This is a genomic window from Pseudoalteromonas luteoviolacea (assembly GCF_001750165.1).
In the GTDB taxonomy this organism is placed as follows: Bacteria; Pseudomonadota; Gammaproteobacteria; order Enterobacterales; family Alteromonadaceae; genus Pseudoalteromonas; species Pseudoalteromonas luteoviolacea_G.
Genome location: NZ_CP015411.1, coordinates 4741926 through 4767133 on the forward strand (window position 1 = coordinate 4741926; position 25208 = coordinate 4767133).

The window sequence follows — 25208 nt, forward strand, 5'->3', positions numbered from 1 at the left end:
ATGAGAGATAAAAAACCAGCGTTATCGCTGGCTTTTTCATTAATTATGCTGGTCGTTTAAGAGTAAATAGGCTTTTTCAAACTGCCCAGTTTTTGCAAATGCCTGCTGCGCTTGATGCTGCCATAAAACTTGCCACGGCTCACTCGATAATGTATCAAAAATTTTCGCGGCGAGGCTATGATCCCCCTCACCATTGGCCAAGCAGGCTAAACAAAACAACAAATCAGGTTGCTCAGGTTGTTTTTTCAATTTACTTTGTACCAATTTACGCAATTCGATATCTGCACCACCTAAGTACTGTAAAATCTCAGCAAGCTCGACAACTTGGCCTTTTTTCAAAAGCTTTATCAACTCTTTGCGAATTGGTGCTAATTGACCTGTTCGTACACAAACAGTCATAAATGCATTATTACTCAACGCTCTCAGCCCACGAGGCAGTGCCCCCTGTAGCGCTTGAAGGTCTTTGTCTGTGAATTGCACAATGGCAGAAAAGTAGTCATTAAAAAAGGCATCCCACTGCGCCTCACCCCAGTGCAGCTGTTTATAACGCTGCACTATCGTCGACTGTAACGTATCCCAGTCTTTCGCTTGCAGCAGCGCACTGACATAGGCATGCAATTGCGTCGGTGTGGCTTTTTTCATCTCTGCTTGGGGTGCCAAACTTTCCAGTGCTTGCCCCTCCTGCTCCGCAGCTAACCAAAGTTGACTAACCTTACTTTGTGCCGGCTCACTCAGTTGCTGCAAATACTCTCTGGCCACCAATTTTTTCCCTGCATACAATGCCGCTTTGGCTTGAATTGCACACTGCATATCCCGCCACTTTTCGGGAAATTCAGCTTTTTGCAGGGCATAATTTAAGCTGTCTTCTTGGCCATTTATCAGCGCCCACATACTCTGCTCCAGCGCAGCTTCCTGACGAGCAATACGTTTTTTGCCACGACGTTTTGAGATACCAGCTACAACACGCCAAATAGCGCTAACGATTTTTAGCAAAATTACGCCACTGACACATGCTAAAACCAGCATAAACACCAGTGAAACCAGTGTGCTCTCTATGGTATACACGCCCGCCGATACTAAGACATAGCCCTTCTCATCGATCAACATATGTGCACCAGCCATCACGACGAAAAACAATATGACCACCAATAACCAGCGTATCATTGTAACCACTCCTTCAGTGCATTTGGTGTCGCCAACTGAGGAGTTTGAGTAACTGGGTGTTCTGCTCGTTTCAACACCTGCAGCTGCTCCATAACCATATTGCTAGCTGAATCACTTGTTCGATAATAGCTATTCAAAGTCGATATCGCTCCCGACAAGGCTTGGTCGAAAATACTGGCTTGCTGATCTAAGAATGCAGTTTGCGCTTGCTGTAAATAGCTGCGTAGCTGTGCTCGGATCAATTGCTGCTCTTGCGCATCTAACAAAGGATCTATTACAGGCCTATCATGCTGACGAATAGTCAAAAAGTCTGCCTTTATTTTTTGCCAACTGCGGATAACGTTAGCTTGCCATTCGCTGATATCACGACTGAGTTCGGCACTTTCAGATGCACGTTCTTTTGGTTTATCAATGGTTTTCAGTGGTAATTTATCCACCTGAGAAATCAACCCCGCCAGTTCCATATACACCGCTTCAGTGCTGGGCTTTGGCAGTGCCCGCAGCATCGCTATATCTTGGTTAATGGCGAGCTTTAATGTATCTGTTGCGAGCTCTTCTGATAGCGCGCCATCTAGGCGCTTTAATACAATGACAGCACCTAAATAATCACGCTCACTGGCCGCTTTAAATTCGGCATAACGCGCCAATGCACGCAGTTCTGAGCTAACCGCCCCCCCTACCTGCTGGCGCGCTTGCGACAGGGTTTGTTGTAATGTTTGTTGCACTTGTCGCTGCTGTTGCTGCAATTGCGTATTCATCGATTTTTGTTGAGCTTGCCACTGATTTTGTAATTCGTTTAATGCCGACTGAGTGGTTTGCAGCTGCGACTGTAATTGCGAATTTTGCGCGCTTAACTGCGCTATTTGTCCACTTTGCTGAGTCACCTGCTGTTGGTTATACATGTAGACACCACCAGCAGCGCCCACTCCCGTCAAGGCGACCAATAACGCCAATACCGCTGTTTTGCTCAATTTGGCAGTATGATTTTTTGCATGGGTTTCCACCTGCTGCGGCTCATTCGATGGGGTTGAAGCCAACGTTTCTTGCTGTTTTTCCGTCATTGCGTTGCCCTGTTGGGAATTTAAATCACCTATCGTTTGTGCTAACGCCTCTGTGCTGGCGCCTTGGCTCACCACGATCTGTGTATCGGTTATTTTATACTGTATTTTAAGGTGTTGCGCTGTCCGCTCACTGACAACAACAAACATACATGCTTGCAACCAAGCCTGATTGGCCGCTTGATGGGTATTAAAAATCGCATCAACCGCCGCATTACTGGTAATTACTATACCGTCAATTTTAGCTTCCCGCCAGAGGTCTAACCAGTCATCTGAGTGACTTTGCGCTGCGGTTCGTTCATAGACATTACAGGTACTTAGCCTCGCTCCGCGTGATTTAAGCGCTGTTGAGATATGCGTACGACCACCGCGCCCTTTGACTATCACAACCTGCAAATCTTGCACTGCTTGTAGCTCTTTTAGCGCTACCAGTCCTTCAGAGTCTTGACGCTTAGGCGCCGTGGCATGGCGTGATAAATGTGCCTTCACCGCATCAGAGGTCTGTGTGCCTACGGCAAAAATTTTACAAGTAGAAGGCACTGACAGATCATCTGCTTGGAGTTGCAATGCAAAGTTAATCACCGCGTCTTGCGAGATAAAAATGAGGATATCAGCATCACAGGCGCTGAGTAATTGTTGAGGTGATGCTTGAACTGAACAGAGTTTCAGCACTGGTGTACACAGTGCTGATGAATGAGATTTTGCCAACTCAGAGGCAAGCGCTTCTCCCTTTCCTTGCGGCCGAGTGATGGCAAACTTCACATTAAGCGTCTCTATAAACGTCCGCTAGAATGCTATCCGCACCTTGCGCTAAAAGTGCCTCAGCAAGCTCAATGCCAAGTACTTCTGCATTGGCAACATCACCAGTCAATTCCGCTCTTAAGATTTTGCTGCCATCAACAGCCCCCACTAAACCACGTACATATAGCTGGCCTGCTTGCAGCTCAGCATACGCACCAATAGGAACTTGACATCCGCCTTCTAAACGGCGGTTCATCGCTCTTTCTGCCAACACACGTGCCCTTGTTGCGGCATGCTCCAGCGGCGCCAACAGTGCCTGAATACGTGCATCATCACTACGACATTCAATGCCAACGGCACCTTGACCATTCGCCGGTAGTGAATCTTCAACAGAAACAAAGCTCGCAATACGCTCTGGCATTTCTAGGCGAATTAGACCCGCTGCAGCGAGAATAATGGCATCAAATTCACCTGCGTCTAATTTGGCTAAGCGCGTATTTACATTGCCACGCAAATCTTTAATAACTAAGTCTGGACGAGCTGCTCGGATCTGACATTGGCGACGTAAACTGGAGGTACCCACCACAGCACCTGCTGGTAATTCACTGATGTGTTTATATTGATTTGAAACAAATGCGTCGCGCGGATCTTCACGCTCACAAATAGTATGTAGCGCAAGCCCTTCTGGAAACTCAACCGGTACATCTTTCATTGAATGCACTGCGATGTCTGCACGCCCTTCTAGCATGGCTTGCTCAAGCTCTTTGACAAATAACCCCTTGCCGCCAATTTTAGCCAGTGGTGTATCTAAGATCTTGTCACCTTTGGTTGACATAGGCACTAATTCGACCACAAGCCCTGGGTGAAAATGCTCTAGTCTCGCTTTTACATACTCTGCTTGCCAAAGTGCCAATGCACTTTTACGTGTTGCAATACGCACGCTATTTTTTGTTTCTGTCATGTCTTACCTTGTCGGCCTCTATGGAGCCTTTGCTAAAATTCGAAATGATTTTTGTGCTAACAATTGACCGCCTTGCGTGATCACTTCTACACGCCATTCTCCGGTTTGACTCGGCATAATATTTTTACTGGAGTAAGTACGGTATCTTGGTGTACTCACTGGCAGCGTAATGTCTGCCATTAGCTGGTCTTGATGAAACCACAAATGTTGCACCACTTCGCCTTGAAGTCCTTTGATCTCGGTAAAGAAATAGAGTTTTTCTTGAAAACGATTTGGTTCAACAAGGTGCTTAAGCACATTGATTGGTTCCCGATCTTCAATGCCTGTGGTCAAAACAGCTCGGCTGATGTGACTGGTATCCACCTTTGCATTGAGTGCAACGCTAGCGACTTGTGCATCGGCTGCAAATTGTTTTTGTGATGACTGCTCTGTTTCTTCGGCTGCTATAGACGGCTCAATGGGTATTTGATCTTCCAACACAACTTGAGGTGTTGTCTCTGCTAACATCGCAGTCTCGCCAGTCATTTGTGTCGTGTCTACAGTATCTGTGATTAGTTCATCTACCGATGGTGTGTAACCATCAACATCTTTCCTATCTGCAACTTCAGACTCTGTTTGCGTCACTTCATAGGTAGACACTGCTGCATTTGAAGGCGCACTGATATTTACCTGTTCTTCCTCCGCATAGACAGAAGTAAACACCCCATATGACAACGCAGTAGCACCAAAACTTGCCACACACACCGCACTGATAATGCGCCGCCAATGATATTGATATCCGACGGTTTCAATACGGCGTGGCTGGGATTTAGCCTCTGTCATTTTGGTTTTTATCACTATACGTTGAGTCATATGTCTGTCCTATTCACTATGACAAGCGTGCGATTAGCCACGCTCGGATCGCTTTAAGCTCTTCGATGCACACTTGGTGCTCCATTGGGTAATCTTGCCACCTGACCTCATACCCTTGATCCACAAGTGTATTATACGCGGTACGTCCCGCTTGCATCGGCACTACAGGATCGTGACTTCCATGCGCCATAAAGATATTTAACGCAGATTGTATCGCTTCTCCGCTCAATTTCTGTGGTGCACACATGTAAGTCGATAATGCCATAACACCAGCCAATGTATGCGATAAACGTGGTGCTAAGTGTAGGCTGATCACGCCACCTTGCGAAAAGCCCGCTAAAATGATTTTATCGGCAGAGATCCCTGCTGCGATTTCTTGTTCGATCAACGCAGACACTGCTGCCGCCGACTCACGTACACCCGCTTCATCTGCACGATTTTCAAGATCCATGCTCTTAATGTCATACCAAGCGCGCATTTCCATACCGCCATTGACGGTCACAGGCTGTATCGGCGCATGAGGAAATATAAAACGTACACCCAATGAATCAGGTAAATCTAACTCGGGGGCAATCGGTAAGAACCCATTACCTGAATCGCCTAATCCATGCAGCCAAATTACCGTTGCTTTGTGCTGCGTTTTAGCAGCATATTCTACAAATTCTAACATTAGTCGTGTTGCCACTCTATTTTCTGACCCGCCTGACGAGTCGCCGCATCAGCCATAAACTGCCAAAACTCCGCGCCTGAACGGTTATCTATCCATTTATCATCACGTAATTCAAAGTGATGGCCATTAAATTTAGTCGCTACCCATACTTGATGTAGTGGCGCTTGTTTGTTGATAATAATTTTAGAACGATCAGCAAATATAATCTCTAAGATACCGGAAGCAGATTCATAGTCTAAATCAGCATCACAATCGTCGATCTGCTCTTCAATTGTTAACATTAACGCTTCGGCTAACTGATGATACTCGTTATCTGTCATGACTAACTCCTTAAATACGGCTAAGCGACAACCAGCTTTCCCGATACAGGGAATAAATTTCAACCGCAAAAGCTGCTTTTTTCGCGAATTCTGTTACTCTGCGATTATAAAGGCACTGACATCATTAATCTAATGAAAGCGACATACACTCAATTTAGCTTACTTGCCCTAGCATTGACTAGCACCTTAACGTTAACAGCTTGCGGGCAACGTGGTCCACTGTATTTACCTGAAGACGCAGACAAAAACCGTACTTCAACCACGCAACAATCATCGCAAGAAACGACAAAAACTGACGAAAAGGATAAGTAAATGGACTTTTTCCAGTACCAAAATAATGAATTGTACGCAGAGCAAGTTGCTATCAAAGATATCGCGGCCCAATATGGTACACCTTGCTATGTTTACTCTCGCAAAACGCTCGAACGTCATTACCGAGCATTTACTGATGCTGCGGCCCAGCATAAACATTTGGTCTGCTACGCAGTAAAAGCAAACAGCAACCTTGCCGTACTCAATGTCTTGGCAAACATGGGAGCAGGCTTTGATATCGTCTCACAAGGTGAGCTGGCGCGCGTATTGAAAGCCGGTGGTGATGCTAAAAAAGTGGTGTTTTCAGGAGTAGCGAAAACACAGCAAGAGATCATTTACGCGCTTGAACAAAACATTAAGTGCTTCAATGTCGAATCTAAAGCTGAGTTAGAACGCATCTCTGAAATTGCCTCGCAAATGAAAGTACAAGCGCCAGTCTCTATACGTGTTAACCCTGATATCGATGCAAAAACACATCCGTATATCTCTACTGGGTTGAAAGAGAATAAGTTTGGTATTGATATCAAACAAGCATTTGACGTCTATCAATTGGCGTGTGCTTTACCAGGGATCAAGGTCGTTGGGGTAGATTTTCATATCGGCTCTCAACTCACCGAGGTTGAACCCTTTTTAGCAGCATTAGATAAAGTATTAGACTTGGTTGATACCTTAAAGTCTGCGGGGATCACACTCCACCACTTAGATATTGGCGGTGGACTCGGTGTTCCTTATGATGGTGAAAAGCCACCTCACCCAAGTGCATATGCTGCTCAAGTCATTGCGCGACTTGCGTCACATCAAGAATTAGAATTAATTTTTGAACCTGGCCGTGCCATTGCGGCCAATGCAGGCCTGCTCGTAACCAAGGTAGAATACTTAAAACCTACCACGGGCAAGCATTTCGCAATTGTCGATGCGGGAATGAATGACATGTTGCGCCCATCATTGTATCAGGCGTGGCAAGAGATCATTGCTGTCAGCCCTCGTCATGATGGCACACCAGAACATACGTATGATGTGGTTGGTCCGGTCTGTGAAACTGGCGACTTTATTGGTAAAGATCGAACCTTGGCCATTTTACCCGGTGATTTACTTGCTCAACGCAGCGCGGGTGCTTATGGTTTTACCATGAGCTCAAACTATAATTCACGCCCAAGAGTGGCTGAGATCATGGTTGATGGTGATCGCGCTCAAGTGATACGTGTCAGAGAATCACTTGAATCGCTATGGCAGGGTGAAACCTTACTTTCAGAATAATAAGAGCGATGGTGCATCGCATTGAGCGGCTAAATAGTAAAATAATATGTTTGTAAATTTTTCAAAAATGCATGGCTTAGGAAACGATTTTGTGGTGATTGATAACGTCACACAAAACGTTTTTTTGTCGCGCGATCAAATTAAAAAGCTCGCAGATAGACATTTTGGCATTGGCTTCGATCAATTATTGCTGGTCGAGCCGCCTTATTCCCCAGATTTAGATTTTCATTATCGTATTTTTAATGCCGATGGCACTGAGGTAGAGCAATGTGGCAACGGTGCACGCTGCTTTGCCCGCTTTATCAGAATGAAAGGGCTGACTAACAAGCACAAAGTCAATGTCTCGACTAAAGGTGGTGATATTACTTTGTATACTGAAAAGGACGGCCAAGTTACTGTCAATATGGGCACACCGCAATTCGCGCCACAAGATATTCCCTTTAAAGCACAACAAAGTGAGCTCACTTATGTGCTAAGAGCCAATGAACACACCATTTTTTGTGGCGCGGTCTCCATGGGTAACCCACACTGTATTATCGAAGTTGATGATATAAATACCGCTGATGTCGAGACACTAGGCCCGCTCATTGAGCATCATGAACGCTTTCCAAAACGGACTAATGTCGGCTTCATGCAAATCATTAACCGAGAACATATCAAGCTTCGAGTATGGGAGCGTGGTGCACAAGAGACTTTAGCGTGCGGCAGCGGTGCATGTGGCGCCGTGGCTGTTGGCATTGCACAAGGCAAGTTAGCTGATACGGTGCGCGTTGACTTACCTGGTGGCACGTTACAAGTGCGCTGGAGTGGCGGCAATAAGCCCGTCAAAATGACAGGCCCTGCGGAACATGTTTTTGATGGACAGGTAGCAATATGAGCAACAACCCAACAAATTTGTCAGCCCAAGATGTGATGACATTTTTACAGCAAAATCCGGACTTTTTGCTTGAGCACCCATATTTACTCTTAGACATGAACCTGCATGTCCAGCACCAAGGTGCGCCAAACCTCGCCTTGATGCAACAGCGCTTACTTCGCGAGGAAAATACCAAGCTAAAAAAACAAATTAGCACCATGATCGACTCAGCAAGAGAAAATGAACTCATTTTCAAATTGTTTAGTGATTGCCAACGTGCTCTATGGTACTGCAAGAACTTTCAAGAGTTGGCGGATATCCTCGCTGATACCTTATCGCAATCGCCGAAAATTTCCGTGTGTCAGCTGATCCCCTATGACACCACGTTAGAAGAGCTGGTGAGCAGGCGCTTTAACAAGTTATCTCGATATTTGGGGCGGCTAGATTTAGAAGAGCAAAAATTGCTATTCAGTGGCTTTGCCTGTCAATCTGTTGCCCTTTACCTACTTGGTCCAAGTGATAAGCCCACCGCAATTTTAGCCTTTGCCAGTGGCTGTGCAGACCATTTTTCACCTGATAACGGTAATTTGTTTGTTAATGAACTGGTCTCTTCATTGCAAATACGGCTCAAGGAGCTCGCATGAGCGACATACCGCTCAGTGCTCAGTGGCAAACCCCCATTGACGACTTCATGGCCTATTTGCGCTATGAAAAGCAATATTCAGCGCACACGCTGACGCAATATCAAACTCAGTTAACCTTAGCCGCACAGTTTTTCGTCCCCCATTGCCATGGCTGGTCGAGTGTCAGCAGCGAATTAATTCGGCGCTTTTCAATGCAATTACGCGCACAACAATACAACCCTCGCAGCATTAACCTCAAGCTCAGCTGTATTCGTAGCCTCTATAAGTTTCTTAAAACTAAGCACGCAGACTCAGACAGTGTGCACGACCCTGCAGCAGCACAAAAAGGCCCAAAGTTTCAAAAGCCACTGCCAAAGAACCTCGATGTTGATCAAATGATGCAGCTACTCGATATCGATGATGATGACGCATTAGCTGTTCGTGACAAAGCCATGATGGAGCTCATGTATTCAAGTGGCCTACGTATTAGTGAATTAGTGAATACCAACTTGTACGATATTCGTGACGGAGAGATCCGTGTATTGGGTAAAGGCAATAAAGAGCGTGTGGTGCCTGTTGGCAGTAAAGCCCGCGAAGCCATTGGCGCATGGTTAAAGCTGCGTCCTATGTTTGCCCATGAAGAAGAACTTGCTTTGTTTGTTAGTAGTCGCAAAACCCGTATTTCTGTCCGTCATGTGCGCGCACGCATGAAAGAATGGGGCATAAAACAAGGGATCAGTGCCAACGTGCACCCGCATAAGTTACGCCACTCCTTTGCTAGCCATTTATTAGAGTCCAGTGGTGACCTGCGCGGTATCCAGGAAATGCTCGGGCACAGCAGCTTGTCGGCCACGCAAGTTTACACGCATGTCGATTTTCAGCATCTTGCCAAGGTGTACGATCAAGCCCACCCAAGAGCCAAGCAAAAAAAGCCTTAGCTAAGCGAAACGTGATTGGGTTCACTCAGGCACTGCTTTTCGCTTACAATAAAAACATTGTTGTCCAACTTAACCGTGCACTATGCGATTCAATCGAGCCATCTCACCTATTAAAGTCTTAAGCTTTGACCTAGACGACACACTTTACAATAACCACCCTATTATTCTCGGTGCAATCAAAGCCATGCACAGTTATCTGCAAGCCATCCCTGAATGGGCAGCCAAAGGCGATGACTATTGGCTTGAGTGCAGACACCATATTGGTGAAACACACCCGCACTTACAAAGTGATGTCACACAATGGAGAAAAGTTGCACTCACATATGGTTTGTCACAATTAAACTTAACAACGGAAGAGATCACACGACATACGCATGGTGCCTATCAGGCATTTGCTGACGCCCGAAGTCAAATCACGGTTGCTGATTCTGTACTGACTCTATTGGATAACTTGGCCCAAAAATACACTTTAATTGCCATCACCAATGGTAATGTCGAGGTCGACAAGTTTAACTTAGCTGGCGTATTTAAAAAGGTATACTTAGCAGGGCCAGATGGTGAAGCAAAACCAAGTGATGCCCTTTTTCAGCGCGCCTGCCGTGATTTAGACATAGTGCCTGCACAGATCTTACATATTGGCGATAGTTTAGATACCGATGTACAGGGCGCGAACCATGCTGGCTGTCAAAGCGTATGGTTAAATAATCAAGATACCACCTATGGCTACAAGGGCCTTGCGGATATTGAAATTTCAGATATCCACCAGCTTCAAGCGCTGTGTTAAGCATCAATAAGTGTGCTCAAATAAGGATTACTCAACCAAAAGGTACCTTTATTTGAGCACTGTCAATTCGCAATTAGTCTGCTAAATTTGCATTCACAGTATAGATAACGTACTAATATTGGCTTTCAAATATAAAAACACAGAATCGGAAGTCATTATGTCATCTCACGAAGCAGCTTCTGCTGAGTCACCGGACAACAAGTTAGACACGGGTTTTTTCGGTCATCCACAAGGCCTCTCAACCCTATTTTTCACTGAAATGTGGGAACGTATGAGCTACTACGGCATGCGTGCCTTGCTGGTCTTATTTATGACCGCAAGCCTACAAGAAGAAGGTCTTGCCTTCACCGTTGCCACCGCAACCGCGATTTATGGTTTGTACACAGGCGCAGTGTATTTCCTCGGCCTACCCGGCGGTTGGATAGCTGACCGCCTGCTTGGTGGTCAACGAACCGTGTGGTATGGCGGTATTATCATCATGCTCGGGCATATCGTGCTCGCTATTCCAGCCCAAAGTACGTTTTTCATCGGCCTCATTTTAGTGGCCATGGGTACAGGCTTATTAAAGCCCAATATCAGTGCCATGGTCGGCCAACTATACAGCAGTGAAGATGTGCGCCGCGACAGTGGCTACGCCATTTACTACATGGGCATTAATATCGGCTCGGTAATTGGCTACATGGTGTGTGGTTACTTTATGGAAAATGTCGGTTGGCACTGGGCCTTTGGCGCGGCGGCCGTGGGTATGGCAATCGGTCTTGTTCAGTATCGCATGACACTTGGCAACATTAAAGGTGTCGGTGACAAGCCGAGTCATCCATTAACGCCCGCTGGCAGTAAAAATGCGTGGCTTGCAATCGGCGCTGTTCTAGCAGCAACCGCCGCGATTGTCGCACTGACTTATGCTGGCGTGATCATCATCGAACCTGTGACGCTTGCACAATATGTTGCTGTTGCCTTTACTGTGATTTTCCTTGGCTATTATGGCTATATTTATTTTGCGGGCGACCTTGATGAGGGTGAAAAGAAAAAGCTATGGGCACTGTTTTTAGTCTGTGTGGCGTCAGCGTGTTTTTGGTCAGGCTTCGAGCAAGCCGGTTCCTCTTTAAACCTATTCGCACAAAACTATACTGACCGAGTGATCGCAGGCTTTACCGTCCCAACTGCCTGGTTCCAATCTTCAAACTCATTCTTCATCATTATTTTATCGCCTTTCTTTGCCGCACTTTGGATTAACCTTGCCAAACGTATGATCACCCCTTCATACAGCCTTAAATGTGCAATTGGCCTGATCATTATGGCAACAGGGTTTATTGTGATGTTTTTCGCTTCTCAATACGCGGCGCAAGGCTTTAAAGTAGCGCCAATGTGGCTTATTACGACTTACTTCCTGCATACCGTCGGCGAGCTTTGCCTAAGCCCTGTGGCATTAAGTGCGGTCAGTAAGTTATCACCAAAGCGCTTTGCTGGCCAAATGATGGGGATATTTGTACTGACTTACTCTATCGGTAACATCATTTCAGGATTACTGGCGGGTAACTTTGATCCAGAGCAAGTAGATCAAATTCCAAACCTTTACCTACAGATCAGCTTGTTTGGTATCGGTGTCGGTATCCTTATTTTGCTATTTAGTTTTAGAGCGAAAATTTGGGAAGGCCAAACGCAACAGCAGTCTGCTTAACCTTTTTAATCAGATACGACATCATATCAAGGTGTCGTATCTCTCAATCTACAACTAATCTATTTTTCTCATTTATTTCACCGCATTTCCTCTTCTTTACACGCTAACCTAGCGTTAAGATACTAGCGTGATAAAGAAGCTGAGAAAACAATGAATAAAATTGTCGTTACAGGTGCAACTGGATTACTCGGACGCGCTTTAGTTAAAGTATTATCCCAATCAAATACCGTCATTGGCACAGGGTTCAGTCGAGCGGCTCCCCCCATAGAACAATTAGATTTGCATGATCAGGCGGCTATCACCACATTTTTAGATACTCACCGCCCAAATATCTTGGTTCATGCAGCCGCTGAGCGCAAACCAGACATATGTGAAAATGATCATCAGGCAACCATCGCGTTAAATGTCCAAGCAGCGAAATTTCTCGCTACACTGTGTAAAGATAGACATATCCAATTTGTATTGATTAGCACTGATTATGTATTCAATGGTCAAGCTGCGCCTTATATTGAAGATGCAGCAACTTCCCCAGTTAATTTTTATGGCGAAAGTAAAGTACAGGCAGAACAAGCTGTTTTAGCGGTGAGCTCACAGCATACTGTTGTACGGGTCCCCGTTTTATATGGTGAAGTGGAGTACTTAGCCGAGTCAGCAGTGACCATTATTGCTGAACAAGTGATAAAAAACCCTCACAGTGAACATGATCATTGGGCCATTCGCTATCCAACCCATGTAGAAGACATTGCGCTCACGCTGAACGATTTATTTTTCCAACCACCGGAAATGCAAGCGGGCACTTTTCATATATCAAATAACCAGTCAATGACCAAATACGAGATGGCTGTCTATATTGCAAAAGTATTAGGCCTAAATTCTCAAGACCTAGTTGCTTTACCAGAGCCATCGCAGACAGCAGCAAGGCCTTATAATTGTGCACTCAAAGACACCCGACTCAAATCCATAGGCATTGCACATCATAGAGATTTTGCTACAGCCATTGCCAATGTGCTGAATAAACACACTCTCTAACGTCACTCAAGGAGTACACAGCAATGCGATATTTCATGTGGTTATTACTGATGTGCTCTTTAACGCTCAACGTCTATTTTGAATGGCAGCGACCAGGCTCTATCTTACAAAGCCTATTCAAAAACGAGCCTGCGCAGATACAGGCTGAAGTTGTGACACAAATAACCCCAAAGACTCCGCCCGCACACTCAATACAGTCACATGAACCTCTCTCACAAGCTATTCGTTACTTTAATCAAGGTGATATATTAAGGGCGATTGCTGTGTGGGAAAATAGCACTCATCCACTCCAACATATTGCTCAGATACATAGCTGGATAGGTCAACTCAGCGCTAAGTTGACACATCAAAATACCCAGCAGTTAGCAGATACACTGTTATTCGTGCAACGTATTTTATCAATTACACCCACTGATTTTACCGCACTGCAATTAGAAGCTGATATCTATTTTGCGCAAGGCGAGCACAACGAAGCGATTGATCGCTATATCAATTTGTTGCACCTTTACCCCGAATTCGCTCAGTTACAAGACATCATAACCAATTTAATTACACAACGATTAGCACAACTAAAAACGCAAAGTAACTGGCATGAAACCATTACACAAGGCCAAATATGGCTGAGCGAACAACCTGGAAATCTTCCGATAATTGCCGCCATGACTGAGGCACACTTAGCGCTGAATAACGCCTTAGAAGCAGAGTTATTGCTATCGCAACTCAGTGCTCAACAACTTCAGCACCAAGCCATTGCACCACTAAAAAAAGCCCTCGACAACGCGACACAACAAACTGAAAGAATTCCCCTTGTCCGCCAAGGAGAACATTATATTCTAAAGGCGAAGATTGCGGGTCAAGACATTGCACTCATGATAGACACCGGTGCCAGCGTAACGGCATTGACGGCCGCGCAATTTGAGCAACTGGCTTATGACGTAAGCTATGTGAACTCTAGACGCGTGAGCACAGCCAATGGCATTACCGAAGTACCGTTTTACCAAAGCACAGGAATACAAATTGGCACGAAACAAAAAACTCCGTTTGAATTTGGTGTGATGGAGCAATCTCATTATGGACCGGGATTACTGGGTATGAATTTTTTGCGACATTTTGATTTTGAAATAGATCAACAAAATGCTGAGCTCATATTAAAGCCTAGGTGAGCACCATACAAAGCCACCTATTGATATCAGCGCGAGAGCCTTTTGTTCATGAATGTCAGCTCCAGAGGCGCCGCTAAACAATCTATTGAAGGTGCTTGGTCAACATCAACACCATTACTGGATACATTGACGATATCAAAACATGCTGACATCTGATCTATCAAACCCTCGATCTCAGTGACATTGGTTGGCAATGGTGACAGTTCAATAGTCACAACACTCAACATGCTCTCCAAAGCAATAATATCTTCTAATAAATGGCATTGCTGACAAGACATATTAATATTGAGCATGGTCGCGTTGTCATCAATCGTGCCATAAACGGCAATCAAAGTTTCTAATCGAATATCCACTTCATTCGTTTGATTACTCACACGGCGACGCAGCAAGCGATTGCTGTTGTTGTAAAACATATAAAGTAAAACTTGGTTCAGGAGCGTTTGCGCATGGCACTTACTCTGTTTTACTTTACCTAAAAAAGCACTGCGTAATAGCTTGATACCACTGCTTAATGCGTCACTAAGCACTGAAGATAAGCTGAGGTTATGGTCCACTGCAACAACTTGGCATTCAGGGTTTAGCTCCTGAAATGCCCTATCAAAGCGCCAATTACCATTCGCGCCTAAAGACAGTAATGTTTTGGTTTTTGAAATCGCACGAGCGGGGATCAAATGACCACGTTCGTGTGGTCCACCTACTCGAACGAGATCACCACAATGACTCAAATGCCTTTGTAATTGATTGATCTCCACAACAAGTAACACCAAATTAACTCAAGATGTATTAAGTGTAACTCTAATATATATGATTGTTTTAATAAAGTGTGAAAAAGTTTAATAAATGAAGCATTTTATAAAAATAAAGATGCACACCAAAAAATGCGTAAATTCATAAAAGTCATAAACTTAAATAAAATTATGCGTATTCAGAATTTAGAATAATCGTATAGTTTCTCTGTCGCTATGAGTAAAAAAGCCTACATAGTATCAACATTTAACTAGTACAACTTATTATCACCAAAAGGGACTTCAAGTTGATTGCTGCCTTCACGCAATGGCTGACCTATCATTTCATCATAGGCACTGTACTGGCGTAGCGTCATCTTCTGATAAGGTAAATTCTGAACTTTCTTTTGTAAATCTAAAGGGTTATGTGCTTTGATGGTTTCACCACGTTCGTCAACCACCACATACTCGGTATCTCCAATGCACACCGTTAGTTGATACAACGCCTGATCAAGAGAGTTTACAATAAACTTATCTATGGTGGCTTTATCACCTAATGCAGCGAGAGTAATTTTCATTTCCAACCTCCAAAGTTTTTCTATACGAGATAAAGCTCGGTAAAGTTTATTGCGCACACATGATAATAATTTTAATATTATGCGGGCCTGTTTAACCACTCGATATCCCTAATGAGCGAACCTACTACTCACCAGCCAATGCGTTTAGCTAAATATCTTAGTCACTGTGGTATTTGTTCTAGACGACAAGCCTCACGGCTTATTGATCAAGGTCTCGTAAAGGTAAACGGGCGACCTGCCAATCATATTGATCACGTAAATGAGCATGATGACATTTGGGTTGAAGGCAAAAAAGTAATGGGACTTGCACCGAAATTATTATACATATATCACAAGCCCGTCGGTATTGACTGTAAACTAAATATTGAAGACCCTGCAAGCTTAATACATCACTTACCTAATACAACTCGGGTTTATCCCATTGGCCGATTAGACAAAGATAGCAGGGGACTACTCTTACTCACCAATGACGGTGAATTATGTCATGCGTTAATTCACCCAGATCAACACCAAGAGAAGGAATACATTGTTACGGTTGATCAAGAGATTGACGATACGTTTTGTATTGCAATGTCGCAGGGGGTACCCGTCGATGGGCATCTGACGTTACCCTGTACAGTTAAACAGGTTGCTGAAAAAACGTTTGTTATTATCCTTAAGCAAGGATTAAATCGGCAAATTAGAAAAATGGCCAAGCATTGTAATCGTCGTGTCGTCGATTTATATCGTACCCGTATAGCCAACCTCACACTTGACCCTAATACCTTGCCCGAAGGACAGTATTGTCAGCTAGATATCAACACATTAGCCCCGCAACTTAACCTACCTCCTTTATAAGCACATCACGATCATGGCCACTGGGCACAAAACTCCTACTGTCCAACTCATTGAACGTAGCAAATCTAGATCGTACCAATAACATATACAGTAAGCACACCGAGCAATAATATGTACAACAGCCAGACCTTGTATCACTGGGCTCAAGGTCCCTGTTGAAAGCACGATCGCTACCGCAATACCAAACACAATGAGAGACTCAAAACTGTTGTAATGCGCTGCAACTGCGCGAGCACCTAATCCAGATAATGTGCTTTGTTGTGCTCGCGGCTGCTTATTGTCGTAACCACCAGCTTTATTGGCCGCAACAATGATGGGGATCTTAGCTAGATACGGCAGAAACACCGCAATTAGTGCACACAAAATTATCAAGTTCATTGTCAATCCTTAAAACACAATCTGAATACTATTTAATCGTATTTTAACTAAAAATTGAATAATTGAATTGCAATAGGCAGGTGAAACAAAGCCACTCTAATACATTTTCGTGACTTTATGAGTAACATCCACCACAGTATAGGTAAATCACATAAAGTCCACACTGCGACAGATTGTCGCACCATTGTCTAGTCACTATTTAAAATACCCGTCATCACAAAAATTCATTATGGATACAAACGCTAACATAGTAATTTAAATAACAAATAGTCAATGAAGGTGATCTATGGGGTGGATTTTATTTACGTGCCTAGCGGCATTCAGTCAAGCGTGGCGCAATGCCCTGCAAAGCCAACTCAGCAAACACGCCAGTGTCAGTCTGGTTACCTTGGCAAGGTTCATATTTGCAACTCCTATCGCCGCGCTCTACGTCTATTTACTCTACACATTTAAACCTGCACCAGCTTTGCAGCCGTCACTCACGCTAGGTGCTTATATCCTCGCTGCTAGCCTCATGCAGATCATCGCAACCGCTCTCATGGTCGTATTGTTTAAACAAAAAAACTTTACAACTGGTGCCGGTTTAGCAAAAAGTGAGGCGTTAATGGCCGCAATCTTAGGTATGTTGTTTTTCGGTTCGGCTTTAACACTGATCGGTTGGATTGGTGTCTTAATCGGCGCTGTGGCAGTCTTATTAATGAGCGGTTTCAGTTTAAAGCAATTTAACCTAAAAACAGCCGCCATCGGCTTACTATGCGGTACCTGTTTTGCCCTAACTTCGCTGTGGGTCAGAGAAGCTGCTCTTGCTTCAGGGCTGCCTTTTCCGCATAGCGCGGGGTGGGTATTGTTGTACGTACTTGGTTGCCAAACGCTCATTTTGAGTCTCTATATCAGTATTAAAACACCGCAAGCATGGGCCACACTTAAGTCGCATTTACCCTTGGTACTACTGATCAGCACCACCAGTTGCATTGGCTCCATTGGATGGTTTAGTGCCATGAGTCTCCAGCATGTTGCCTATGTCAAAACGCTAGGACAAATTGAAGTATTTTTTACACTCCTAATTGCCGCTTTCTGGCTAAAATCTCCGCCAAAAAAACGCGACACGCTCGGACTAAGTTTAATCGCAATTGCTGCCATCATGGTCATGTGGGGTGATATGTTGTAAGCAAATATCACATGATGCTACGCAATGGTGGATGTACTTGCACTTGTCTATGAGTGACAAGTGTTCAGCTTGAGATCCATCTCCTATACTGAAACAATTATCACATATTCTTGGAGTTGGTGTGGCAACACGTCAACATTATTTCAGTCAACCTGACACCGTCGAGCAAGTTAAAAATAGGCTCTTCAAACAGCTGGCATATTATTGCTTAGGGCTGCATTGCTTATTATTGGTGTTGTTCTGGTATTGTGACATTGCCATATTAGCAGTGGTCAATGTAGGCAGTGTGATCGCTTGGTCAATGGGCATAAAGCTCCTATATCAAAACAAAAGTCATCTCGCTTTGCGACTGTTTTGTATTGAAGTCACGCTACATTCCATATTCGTCTGCGCTGTACTTGGCATGAGCTATGGATTTCAATATTATCTATGGACCATAGCGAGTCTCATCTTACTAGATTATCAACTCAAATTAAAAATCGCGTCGGGGTTAGCACTGCTGCTCATCCTCACCTTTGCCGCTTTATTTGAGCTTTTTAATAGTGTTCAACACAGCTTTATATTGAGTCACCTCGCCCCCTACATCCACTTCATTAATGTCTTGATCTGTGCGCTACCGAGCATATATACCATTGGTCATATTCGTGAGGTCACCTTTTCGAACCGCTATCAACTGGCGCAACTAGCAGCCAAAGATCCGTTAACGAGCCTGTTTAATCGCCGCTACGCCAAAGAGCTAATCAAGAACGCACAAGAAAATTGCGTTAATACATCGCAGCAGCTCACTATTGTCATGGCTGATATTGACCATTTTAAGGGCATCAATGATAAATACGGCCATGACATGGGTGATGACGTTTTAATCGAAGTCGCGTTAAAAATAAAACACCACACACTGCACTCTGATATTGCAGTTCGTTGGGGAGGCGAAGAGTTTTTATTAGTGTTTGTCAATTGTGATTTGCAGACCGCACAAGCTCGAGTTGAAAGCCTGCGTCGAGAAATTGAAACACATACTTTTAACGGCGATACGCTACAAGTGACCATGAGTTTTGGCATCGCCCAATGGCACCCTGCATTGCCTTTTCGGATGGCCATTAAGTTGGCTGACGATGCCTTATATATCAGTAAAACACAAGGACGTAATCGAACGACTAGCGCCCCCTTAAAAAAGGTACACAATACTTAAAGCGTCAATACCTATGGAGTCGAAAATTCAATCACATGATGTATTTCACCCGGCAGTAATGGGGTGAGCTCCCCATCGGCATATGCAGCAAACCCACTGCGATAATAAGGTGATAATGGGTGGCCACTTTGACCCCCTGCGACCGTCATAACGGCGTTATTCAAATATCTTGGTTGAGCAATAAACCGCTGTGATGCACCGAAGCTTTTCCCCTGAACCGCAGGCATGAAACTATCTCCAAACCCTGGGACAGACGGCATATCTAAAAATCGACTCAAAAATGGCATCTGCTGACTAAATGGGTGCTGAACTTGGAGCTTGTTCACGTTACCCCAGCGCCAGTTTTCCATATTCGCACCGAAACGGCTTTGTAATGTGTGACGGGCCTCTGAAAAAGAGGCTTCAAGTAGCCCTTGCCAATCTTGATGTCCAGCCAACCAACTGTGTGGCTTGGAGCTAATAAGCTGCCAAAGCGCTGGTTCGAAATAACGCTTAAGATGGCTTAGCGTCTCCTCTTTTGCTGTCAGTGTATGTTCAATTGGGCTAAATACCGTGTCTATGACACTCATCCTAAAATACTTCACTAGGGTATAACCGACAGAATCACTGCATGCACAAGCTTGCCAATTTGCCAAATAATCGAGCGCTTGCTGGTAATCGCCTTTTTGTTTTGCAGAATTAGTCAGGGTATCTACCAGAAGTTCATGCCAAGGCAGTAAAAAACGCGCCTCATTATCAAGCTGTAACTGATTAAAATCAGACTCACTAAATTGATTTTGCGCCAATAATCGATCCCGAATTTGTGCGGCACGGGCACCTAATGCATATCCGCCATCACCAAATCGACGGTGTGAAATTGCAGACATCACCCGAGAGTTTGCCGTCCATAACTTGCCACTATCGGGGTTAATTATTTGCGGTCGCACCCATTCATTTTTTTGCCACATGGTTGGCTCTGCTCGGTTAGAAGGCACTGCTAAGTCACTGGGAAAGACCCGAGATGGCACAGCACCAATGGGCTGCCAAGCAGCATTGCCTTGTTCATCTACAACCATCAAATTCTGTACTGGGATCCCAACACTGTTAGCAACATCCAGCGCTTGCGCAACCGTCTTAGCAGTCTCTAGCTTTAATAAGTTTAAATTTACCGCATATGATTGGTGCGCGACCCACTGTAGTGCATAGTGCTTTCCATTGAATTGCTTTACTGGTCCAAATTCGCTCATCATCAATTCAAAGGTATGTGATTGGCCGTTTGGTAATTTAATCTCTTCTGTTACTGTCTTCAATGTATCTTGAGCAGTGAGCTCGACCCAATCTGCGGTGTCTAGATAACCGTTTGTGAAGCCCCATGCAATGTGATCATTACTTCCTACGACAATAGCAGGCACGCCTGGTAAGCTGACCCCAGTCACTGTCACAGATTGGTTTTCTTTTGTTTGATAATTTAATTGTGCACGGTACCAGATAGACGGCACATTCAGGCCCAAGTGCATATCATCAGATACCATCGCAGCGCCAGTTGCTGTCAACTGCCCCATGACTGCCCAGTTATTGCTGCCATAAAGTGGCACATCTTCAATATGAGAGATGTGTTGTGTTACTGCACTAGATGCTTCTATCTCTGGGATCACAACTGACTTAACCGGCAACTGGCTGTCATCCAACGCCGCTTGATAGCTGCTTGGTTGAAGCATAAAATCGACCATCGATTGACCAAAATGCTCAGCAATATGGATGAGCGTTTTATCACGTTTATAAGTCACTGACTGCAAGTCCAAATACATACTAAAAATCACCAGCAAAGAGTCTGCGGGCTGCCAAGGCTGAGCATCCACACCAAGGAGTAAGTATTCAAAACTCGACATGCCGGCTTGCAGACGACCGTCATTGACACCTTGTGTATAGACGCTCAACAGGTTTCTGTCTGTTTCATCCATGGAAGCAACGATTTGCTCACTGCGCAGTCTGAATTGGTGAAAACGATGAACCTGATCCAGCTTCAATGCTGCTGAGCCGAACAACTCACTGAGCTCTCCGGCAGCATTGCGGCGAAGTATATCCATCTGGAAAAACCGATCTTGACCATGGGCATAACCCATGGTGTAAGCTGCATCTTGCCGATTGTTGGCATGAATTATCGCCTGCCCCATACTATCTCGACTTAGCCTGCTTGGAGCGGTAATTCTATCGCTAATGGCGTGTCCATCTAATGCAGGTAAACTGAGTGAGAGTACCCCATAAACAGTTGCAGTCACTATTAATACCCCAATGACAACAACTGAAATGCCTAATTTAAACCATTTCAACATATATGTTCCTTTATGTTCCTTTCTAAACGTGGGCAAGCGTGTCTTGCTAGCAACCTTCTCCAATATGTCCACCAGTTATAGCAAGTCATTGAGTCAGGTTCAAAGAGACTTTGTCGACATAATAACTATCATGCTTGTTTTACAGTTCATTTACCCGAGTTTGATTTGGCGACTTTTTAGCAAGGCATCTATAGTTAAAGTATTCACGGAACCGACAGACAAGACATGCAAACAGAGAATGTTGTGCCGCCAAGGAAAGCCATACTATCCAAGCTCGGAGTACTCATCCTATTAGCTGTGATCATCGCCACCGGCTGGTATGTGGATCGAGTTAATCATAAACACCTCATCGAAGTGCAAAAGAATCGGACTTATGAACAGGTAAACCTGTACCGAACTCGTATAGAAGGCCAACTGGCCGCCAATATTCAGCTGGTAAGGGGGCTCGCAATCGCCCTTGGCAACACAGATAATCTCACACAACAAAAGTTTGCCAATATTGCAGCGCCGCTATTTGAGTCAGACGAAGTACTGCGTAACCTTGGCGCAGCCCCTGATATGATTTTGAAATTTATCTATCCACTGACAGGGAATGAACAGGCTCTGGGCTTAAACTACCGCACCCATCCAACTCAGCGTCTCGAAGCCCTAAAAGCACAAAATACCGGTGAAATCGTCTTAGCAGGGCCATTGAAACTTGTTCAGGGAGGCGATGCATTAATCGCAAGAGTTCCGGTTTTTGATGCACAAAGGCAGTTTTGGGGGCTGCTTTCGGTGGTCATTGACATGCAAAAGCTCTATCAAAGCGCCAACCTAAATGAATTGGAAGACAACTACCAAATTGCGATGCGTGGACAACATGCCCGCGGCGAACAAGGTGCCTACTTTTATGGTTCCAGTGATATTCAACAACTTAACCCTCTAAAGTTTGAAATCAATGTGCCATCGGGGTCTTGGGTATTGTATGCCGCACCTCGCTTCGGCTGGTCTGGTGAAGACTCTGCATTGTGGCCTTTTCGACTAGCGCTGCTCACCATTGTAATTTTCTTTATGATTGCATTTGTATTCTTTACGCGGCTATTAAAACAATTAGAAGATCAAGCCAACTCCCTAACCAGTATGGGGTCGTTGGCAGAGGTAGGCGCTTGGTCTGTTGATTTGAGTGACCACCACATCACCTGGTCCACAGTCACTCAACAAATTTTTAATGTCCCCGCACACTATCATCCCTCTTGGATGGGTAGTACTGAATTTTTTAAAGAAGGCGCTCAACGGAAAAAGTTTCAAGATGCCATGGGCCTGGCGATTAAAAAGGGGAAATGCTTTCAAGGTGAGTTTTTAATTGTGCCCAAAGATAAACCTCCCTGCTGGGTTCTTATTAAAGCGCAAACCAAGCGAGTGGGTCGAAAAACACAGGAGGTGTTTGGTTCTATTCAAAACATACATCAGCGTAAAACTATGGAGGTCGAGCACGAAAAAGTAGCCAAGAACAATGAGCTATTAGCACAGCTGAGTACACATGAGGCCATTTTAAACAATCACCTTGACCGTGCTCAAGAGCTTTGTATCGATACTATTTGCCATGGTGTTAATGCCACTCGAGCGAGTATTTGGCTATTCAGTGAAGAACAAACACATTTATATCCCGTATGCTTTAGCAACACTAAACGAGACAGCTTGCAACACTACCCACCTTGGCGAAAAACATCACAATCAGCACTATTTAGCGCCTTAATAAATAAAAACAGCATTGAAGCGTGGTCAGCCAAAAGTCATGCTGTTACACGCACCATCAATGAGCAATATTTATCACCTTTTGAAATAGACGCCATTGTGTTTGTTCCTATTTTTTTCAAAAACACTTTATACGGTACTTTAACTGCGGAATTTAATACTGCCTACCCACAATGGACACAAAGTGATAAACGTTTTTTAAAAGCCATTGCGGCCATGCTTGCAAGCTTATTTAGCAGTCAACAACAGCAGCAAGCGCAGCATCAAGCAATCATGGAAAAAGAGCTTGCTGAGCAATCTGCAAAAGTAAAAGCCTCATTTTTAGCGAGTATGAGCCATGAGATCCGCACACCAATGAATGGGATCTTGGGCATGCTGAATATTTTGAGCAGCTCTCATTTAAATGAAGGCCAGCAGCGTCACTTAACACTGGCCCAAAGTTCGGCAGAATCTCTGTTAACTATTATCAATGATATTCTCGACTTCTCTAAAATTGAAGCAGGGAAAATGTCAATTGATACTATCCAATGCGATCTCATTCAAATCATCAGTGACTGCTTTGCAGCCTTTGCACCCAAAGCCATCGATCAACATACTGAACTATTTTTAGATAGTCGAAATATGCAGTACCAGATTGCAAAGACTGATCCTCATCGTTTGAAACAAATATTAAATAACTTAATCAGCAATGCCATTAAATTTACTGAGAACGGTAAGATCACACTGACTTGTTACACAGAACAAAGTAATAAAAATACGCGTTTATGGTGCAGTATTGAAGATACTGGCATTGGGATAAGTAAAGCGCAGCTCGATAAAATCTTTGATTCATTTACTCAGGCTGACCCCTCTACGACACGTAAATTTGGCGGAACAGGCTTAGGTCTGACCATCGCCAAACAGCTCTGTGAGCTACTCGGCGGCGCACTGCACGCTTACAGCAAATTGGGAGTAGGTAGTACGTTTACCTTTTATATCGAATTACAAGAAGCTCAACCAATCAAAGCATTAGAAAGTAATACAGATTACCTCTTGATCATCGATCAGCATCCGCAAACAGAGCTCAGTGCCAGGCACATGCTCAATGCATGGCGTGTACCGACAGAGCACTTTCTGACAATACCTGACGCACTTGAGTTCTGCGAGTCTCAGAGCAATGCACACCCAGCTTTGATCGTAACAGCGACTGTACTTACACAAAGCACAGAATTAATCTCACAGGCTCTCTTTTCTTTTATCAAAAAGTACCAGCTCAACTATGCTATTTTATGCCATACTCCAGATGAATTAGCGGCGCTACCTAAGAGCCATGAAAGCAACACCATTCTTGCACCTTTAACTCCTGCCAATGCATTGGCGCTAGTACAGAAAAAACCAAACTCACAGACTAGCAAACAAGACATTCAACTCAACTGTTCAGTTTTATTAGTCGAAGACAATAAAATCAATCAGACCGTGGCGCTGAGTTTACTGGCTAAAGTCGGCATCAAAGCCGACTGTGCTGCCAATGGGCGCTTAGCTATCGAACAGCTACAAAAATTAGATAAGCCTTACGATATCATCTTGATGGATTGTCAAATGCCTGAAATGGATGGCTATACTGCAACCAAAGTCATCCGTCAGGGTAAATGCGGAAAACAACATCAAGACGCCATTATAATTGCGCTAACAGCCAACGCCATGGAAGGTGATGAAGAAAAATGTCTTGCGGCAGGTATGGACGCGTACTTAAGTAAACCTATCAATTTTGAGTTGTTAATACAGTCGCTACAGGAATGGACCAACTCAACTAGGAAAATATCTTTAAATAGCATAGAGTAACGGTATTTATTGGATCTCGCTCTGTGTTTAAGCTCACTGGTAACGCAATAGAGAAAG

At 44.4% G+C, this 25208-nt stretch carries 23 protein-coding genes; 13 read left to right on the plus strand and 10 right to left on the minus strand.

Translation table 11 applies throughout. The features are described 5' to 3' along the window. Positions 1 to 39: 39 nt before the first annotated feature. Genes S4054249_RS20130 through cyaY form a run of 6 tightly spaced genes read right to left on the minus strand, consistent with a single transcriptional unit; the run spans position 40 to position 5766 of the window. Positions 40 to 1164, minus strand: coding sequence for a heme biosynthesis HemY N-terminal domain-containing protein (locus tag S4054249_RS20130; protein WP_046354934.1), 1125 nt, complete (start codon positions 1162 to 1164; stop codon positions 40 to 42). Beyond that, positions 1161 to 2984 (minus strand): uroporphyrinogen-III synthase, encoded by a 1824-nt coding sequence (locus S4054249_RS20135; RefSeq protein ID WP_046354933.1) that lies wholly within the window; start codon positions 2982 to 2984, stop codon positions 1161 to 1163. Before S4054249_RS20135 ends, S4054249_RS20130 begins: the two co-directional genes overlap by 4 nt. Before the next feature lies 1 nt (position 2985). Next, positions 2986 to 3924, minus strand: a complete 939-nt coding sequence (gene hemC / locus S4054249_RS20140; protein ID WP_046354932.1) for a hydroxymethylbilane synthase — start codon at positions 3922 to 3924, stop codon at positions 2986 to 2988. Between the two features lie 18 nt (positions 3925 to 3942). After that, on the minus strand, positions 3943 to 4776 hold the full coding sequence (locus S4054249_RS20145) for a DUF2914 domain-containing protein (RefSeq protein ID WP_052960880.1): 834 nt from the start codon (positions 4774 to 4776) through the stop codon (positions 3943 to 3945). A 16-nt stretch (positions 4777 to 4792) separates the two neighbouring features. Then, positions 4793 to 5446 carry an alpha/beta hydrolase gene (locus tag S4054249_RS20150; RefSeq protein WP_046354931.1) on the minus strand — a complete coding sequence of 218 codons (654 nt, stop codon included), beginning with the start codon at positions 5444 to 5446 and terminating at the stop codon, positions 4793 to 4795. After that, positions 5446 to 5766 carry an iron donor protein CyaY gene (gene cyaY / locus S4054249_RS20155; RefSeq protein WP_046354930.1) on the minus strand — a complete coding sequence of 107 codons (321 nt, stop codon included), beginning with the start codon at positions 5764 to 5766 and terminating at the stop codon, positions 5446 to 5448. The genes S4054249_RS20150 and cyaY overlap by 1 nt, the downstream gene beginning before the upstream one ends. A gap of 132 nt (positions 5767 to 5898) precedes the next feature. On the opposite strand from cyaY, the gene lptM reads away from it, so the two are divergent. The 9 genes from lptM (at position 5899) to S4054249_RS20200 (ending at position 14409) form a co-directional block, all read left to right on the plus strand. After that, positions 5899 to 6078, plus strand: a complete 180-nt coding sequence (gene lptM, locus S4054249_RS20160) for an LPS translocon maturation chaperone LptM (protein WP_046354929.1) — start codon at positions 5899 to 5901, stop codon at positions 6076 to 6078. Continuing rightward, a complete protein-coding gene (gene lysA / locus S4054249_RS20165) occupies positions 6079 to 7335 on the plus strand; it encodes a diaminopimelate decarboxylase (RefSeq protein ID WP_046354928.1) in 1257 nt (418 codons plus the stop codon). Between the two features lie 46 nt (positions 7336 to 7381). Then, positions 7382 to 8212 carry a diaminopimelate epimerase gene (dapF, locus tag S4054249_RS20170; protein ID WP_046354927.1) on the plus strand — a complete coding sequence of 277 codons (831 nt, stop codon included), beginning with the start codon at positions 7382 to 7384 and terminating at the stop codon, positions 8210 to 8212. Next, positions 8209 to 8835 (plus strand): DUF484 family protein, encoded by a 627-nt coding sequence (locus tag S4054249_RS20175; RefSeq protein WP_046354926.1) that lies wholly within the window; start codon positions 8209 to 8211, stop codon positions 8833 to 8835. Before dapF ends, S4054249_RS20175 begins: the two co-directional genes overlap by 4 nt. After that, positions 8832 to 9752, plus strand: coding sequence for a tyrosine recombinase XerC (locus S4054249_RS20180; protein ID WP_046354925.1), 921 nt, complete (start codon positions 8832 to 8834; stop codon positions 9750 to 9752). The genes S4054249_RS20175 and S4054249_RS20180 overlap by 4 nt, the downstream gene beginning before the upstream one ends. Positions 9753 to 9834: 82 nt before the next feature. Continuing rightward, the gene (locus S4054249_RS20185) at positions 9835 to 10536 is read left to right on the plus strand and encodes an HAD-IA family hydrolase (protein WP_046354924.1); all 702 of its coding nucleotides are present in this window, start codon (positions 9835 to 9837) and stop codon (positions 10534 to 10536) included. 157 nt (positions 10537 to 10693) lie between these two features. Further along, positions 10694 to 12217 (plus strand): peptide MFS transporter, encoded by a 1524-nt coding sequence (locus tag S4054249_RS20190; RefSeq protein ID WP_046354923.1) that lies wholly within the window; start codon positions 10694 to 10696, stop codon positions 12215 to 12217. A gap of 150 nt (positions 12218 to 12367) precedes the next feature. Beyond that, the gene (locus S4054249_RS20195) at positions 12368 to 13246 is read left to right on the plus strand and encodes a dTDP-4-dehydrorhamnose reductase family protein (RefSeq protein WP_046354922.1); all 879 of its coding nucleotides are present in this window, start codon (positions 12368 to 12370) and stop codon (positions 13244 to 13246) included. A 23-nt stretch (positions 13247 to 13269) separates the two neighbouring features. Continuing rightward, positions 13270 to 14409, plus strand: a complete 1140-nt coding sequence (locus S4054249_RS20200; protein ID WP_046354921.1) for a retropepsin-like aspartic protease — start codon at positions 13270 to 13272, stop codon at positions 14407 to 14409. A gap of 26 nt (positions 14410 to 14435) precedes the next feature. Here the strand turns inward: S4054249_RS20200 and S4054249_RS20205 are convergent, their stop codons facing one another. Together S4054249_RS20205 and S4054249_RS20210 are read right to left on the minus strand one after the other, a co-directional pair. Next, the gene (locus tag S4054249_RS20205; protein WP_046354920.1) at positions 14436 to 15161 is read right to left on the minus strand and encodes a hypothetical protein; all 726 of its coding nucleotides are present in this window, start codon (positions 15159 to 15161) and stop codon (positions 14436 to 14438) included. 245 nt (positions 15162 to 15406) lie between these two features. Next, positions 15407 to 15712, minus strand: coding sequence for a DUF6482 family protein (locus S4054249_RS20210; RefSeq protein ID WP_046354919.1), 306 nt, complete (start codon positions 15710 to 15712; stop codon positions 15407 to 15409). 111 nt (positions 15713 to 15823) lie between these two features. Between S4054249_RS20210 and S4054249_RS20215 the strand changes: the two genes are divergently transcribed. Then, positions 15824 to 16549, plus strand: coding sequence for a pseudouridine synthase (locus tag S4054249_RS20215; protein WP_230851891.1), 726 nt, complete (start codon positions 15824 to 15826; stop codon positions 16547 to 16549). Here S4054249_RS20215 and S4054249_RS20220 read toward each other — a convergent pair. Continuing rightward, positions 16544 to 16927: an MAPEG family protein gene (locus S4054249_RS20220; RefSeq protein ID WP_046354917.1), complete on the minus strand. Its 384-nt coding sequence runs from the start codon at positions 16925 to 16927 to the stop codon at positions 16544 to 16546. The genes S4054249_RS20215 and S4054249_RS20220 overlap by 6 nt on opposite strands. Positions 16928 to 17213: 286 nt before the next feature. Between S4054249_RS20220 and S4054249_RS20225 the strand changes: the two genes are divergently transcribed. Beyond that, complete coding sequence (locus S4054249_RS20225; protein ID WP_046354916.1) at positions 17214 to 18095, plus strand: DMT family transporter; 882 nt, start codon at positions 17214 to 17216, stop codon at positions 18093 to 18095. Between the two features lie 121 nt (positions 18096 to 18216). Then, complete coding sequence (locus S4054249_RS20230) at positions 18217 to 19284, plus strand: GGDEF domain-containing protein (protein WP_046354915.1); 1068 nt, start codon at positions 18217 to 18219, stop codon at positions 19282 to 19284. 11 nt (positions 19285 to 19295) lie between these two features. Here S4054249_RS20230 and S4054249_RS20235 read toward each other — a convergent pair whose 3' ends face one another. Next, positions 19296 to 21596 carry a penicillin acylase family protein gene (locus tag S4054249_RS20235; RefSeq protein WP_046354914.1) on the minus strand — a complete coding sequence of 767 codons (2301 nt, stop codon included), beginning with the start codon at positions 21594 to 21596 and terminating at the stop codon, positions 19296 to 19298. 225 nt (positions 21597 to 21821) lie between these two features. On the opposite strand from S4054249_RS20235, the gene S4054249_RS20240 reads away from it, so the two are divergent. Continuing rightward, positions 21822 to 25151: an ATP-binding protein gene (locus tag S4054249_RS20240; RefSeq protein ID WP_046354913.1), complete on the plus strand. Its 3330-nt coding sequence runs from the start codon at positions 21822 to 21824 to the stop codon at positions 25149 to 25151. Positions 25152 to 25208: the final 57 nt, after the last annotated feature.

Coding starts and splice junctions, on each gene's coding strand:
- S4054249_RS20130 (WP_046354934.1), bottom strand. CDS start 1,164: ATGATACGCTGGTTATTGGTGGTCATATTGTTTTTCGTCGTGATGGCT.
- hemC (WP_046354932.1), bottom strand. CDS start 3,924: ATGACAGAAACAAAAAATAGCGTGCGTATTGCAACACGTAAAAGTGCA.
- S4054249_RS20145 (WP_052960880.1), bottom strand. CDS start 4,776: ATGACTCAACGTATAGTGATAAAAACCAAAATGACAGAGGCTAAATCC.
- S4054249_RS20150 (WP_046354931.1), bottom strand. CDS start 5,446: ATGTTAGAATTTGTAGAATATGCTGCTAAAACGCAGCACAAAGCAACG.
- cyaY (WP_046354930.1), bottom strand. CDS start 5,766: ATGACAGATAACGAGTATCATCAGTTAGCCGAAGCGTTAATGTTAACA.
- lptM (WP_046354929.1), top strand. CDS start 5,899: ATGAAAGCGACATACACTCAATTTAGCTTACTTGCCCTAGCATTGACT.
- lysA (WP_046354928.1), top strand. CDS start 6,079: ATGGACTTTTTCCAGTACCAAAATAATGAATTGTACGCAGAGCAAGTT.
- dapF (WP_046354927.1), top strand. CDS start 7,382: ATGTTTGTAAATTTTTCAAAAATGCATGGCTTAGGAAACGATTTTGTG.
- S4054249_RS20175 (WP_046354926.1), top strand. CDS start 8,209: ATGAGCAACAACCCAACAAATTTGTCAGCCCAAGATGTGATGACATTT.
- S4054249_RS20180 (WP_046354925.1), top strand. CDS start 8,832: ATGAGCGACATACCGCTCAGTGCTCAGTGGCAAACCCCCATTGACGAC.
- S4054249_RS20185 (WP_046354924.1), top strand. CDS start 9,835: ATGCGATTCAATCGAGCCATCTCACCTATTAAAGTCTTAAGCTTTGAC.
- S4054249_RS20190 (WP_046354923.1), top strand. CDS start 10,694: ATGTCATCTCACGAAGCAGCTTCTGCTGAGTCACCGGACAACAAGTTA.
- S4054249_RS20195 (WP_046354922.1), top strand. CDS start 12,368: ATGAATAAAATTGTCGTTACAGGTGCAACTGGATTACTCGGACGCGCT.
- S4054249_RS20200 (WP_046354921.1), top strand. CDS start 13,270: ATGCGATATTTCATGTGGTTATTACTGATGTGCTCTTTAACGCTCAAC.
- S4054249_RS20210 (WP_046354919.1), bottom strand. CDS start 15,712: ATGAAAATTACTCTCGCTGCATTAGGTGATAAAGCCACCATAGATAAG.
- S4054249_RS20215 (WP_230851891.1), top strand. CDS start 15,824: ATGAGCGAACCTACTACTCACCAGCCAATGCGTTTAGCTAAATATCTT.
- S4054249_RS20220 (WP_046354917.1), bottom strand. CDS start 16,927: ATGAACTTGATAATTTTGTGTGCACTAATTGCGGTGTTTCTGCCGTAT.
- S4054249_RS20225 (WP_046354916.1), top strand. CDS start 17,214: ATGGGGTGGATTTTATTTACGTGCCTAGCGGCATTCAGTCAAGCGTGG.
- S4054249_RS20235 (WP_046354914.1), bottom strand. CDS start 21,596: ATGTTGAAATGGTTTAAATTAGGCATTTCAGTTGTTGTCATTGGGGTA.
- S4054249_RS20240 (WP_046354913.1), top strand. CDS start 21,822: ATGCAAACAGAGAATGTTGTGCCGCCAAGGAAAGCCATACTATCCAAG.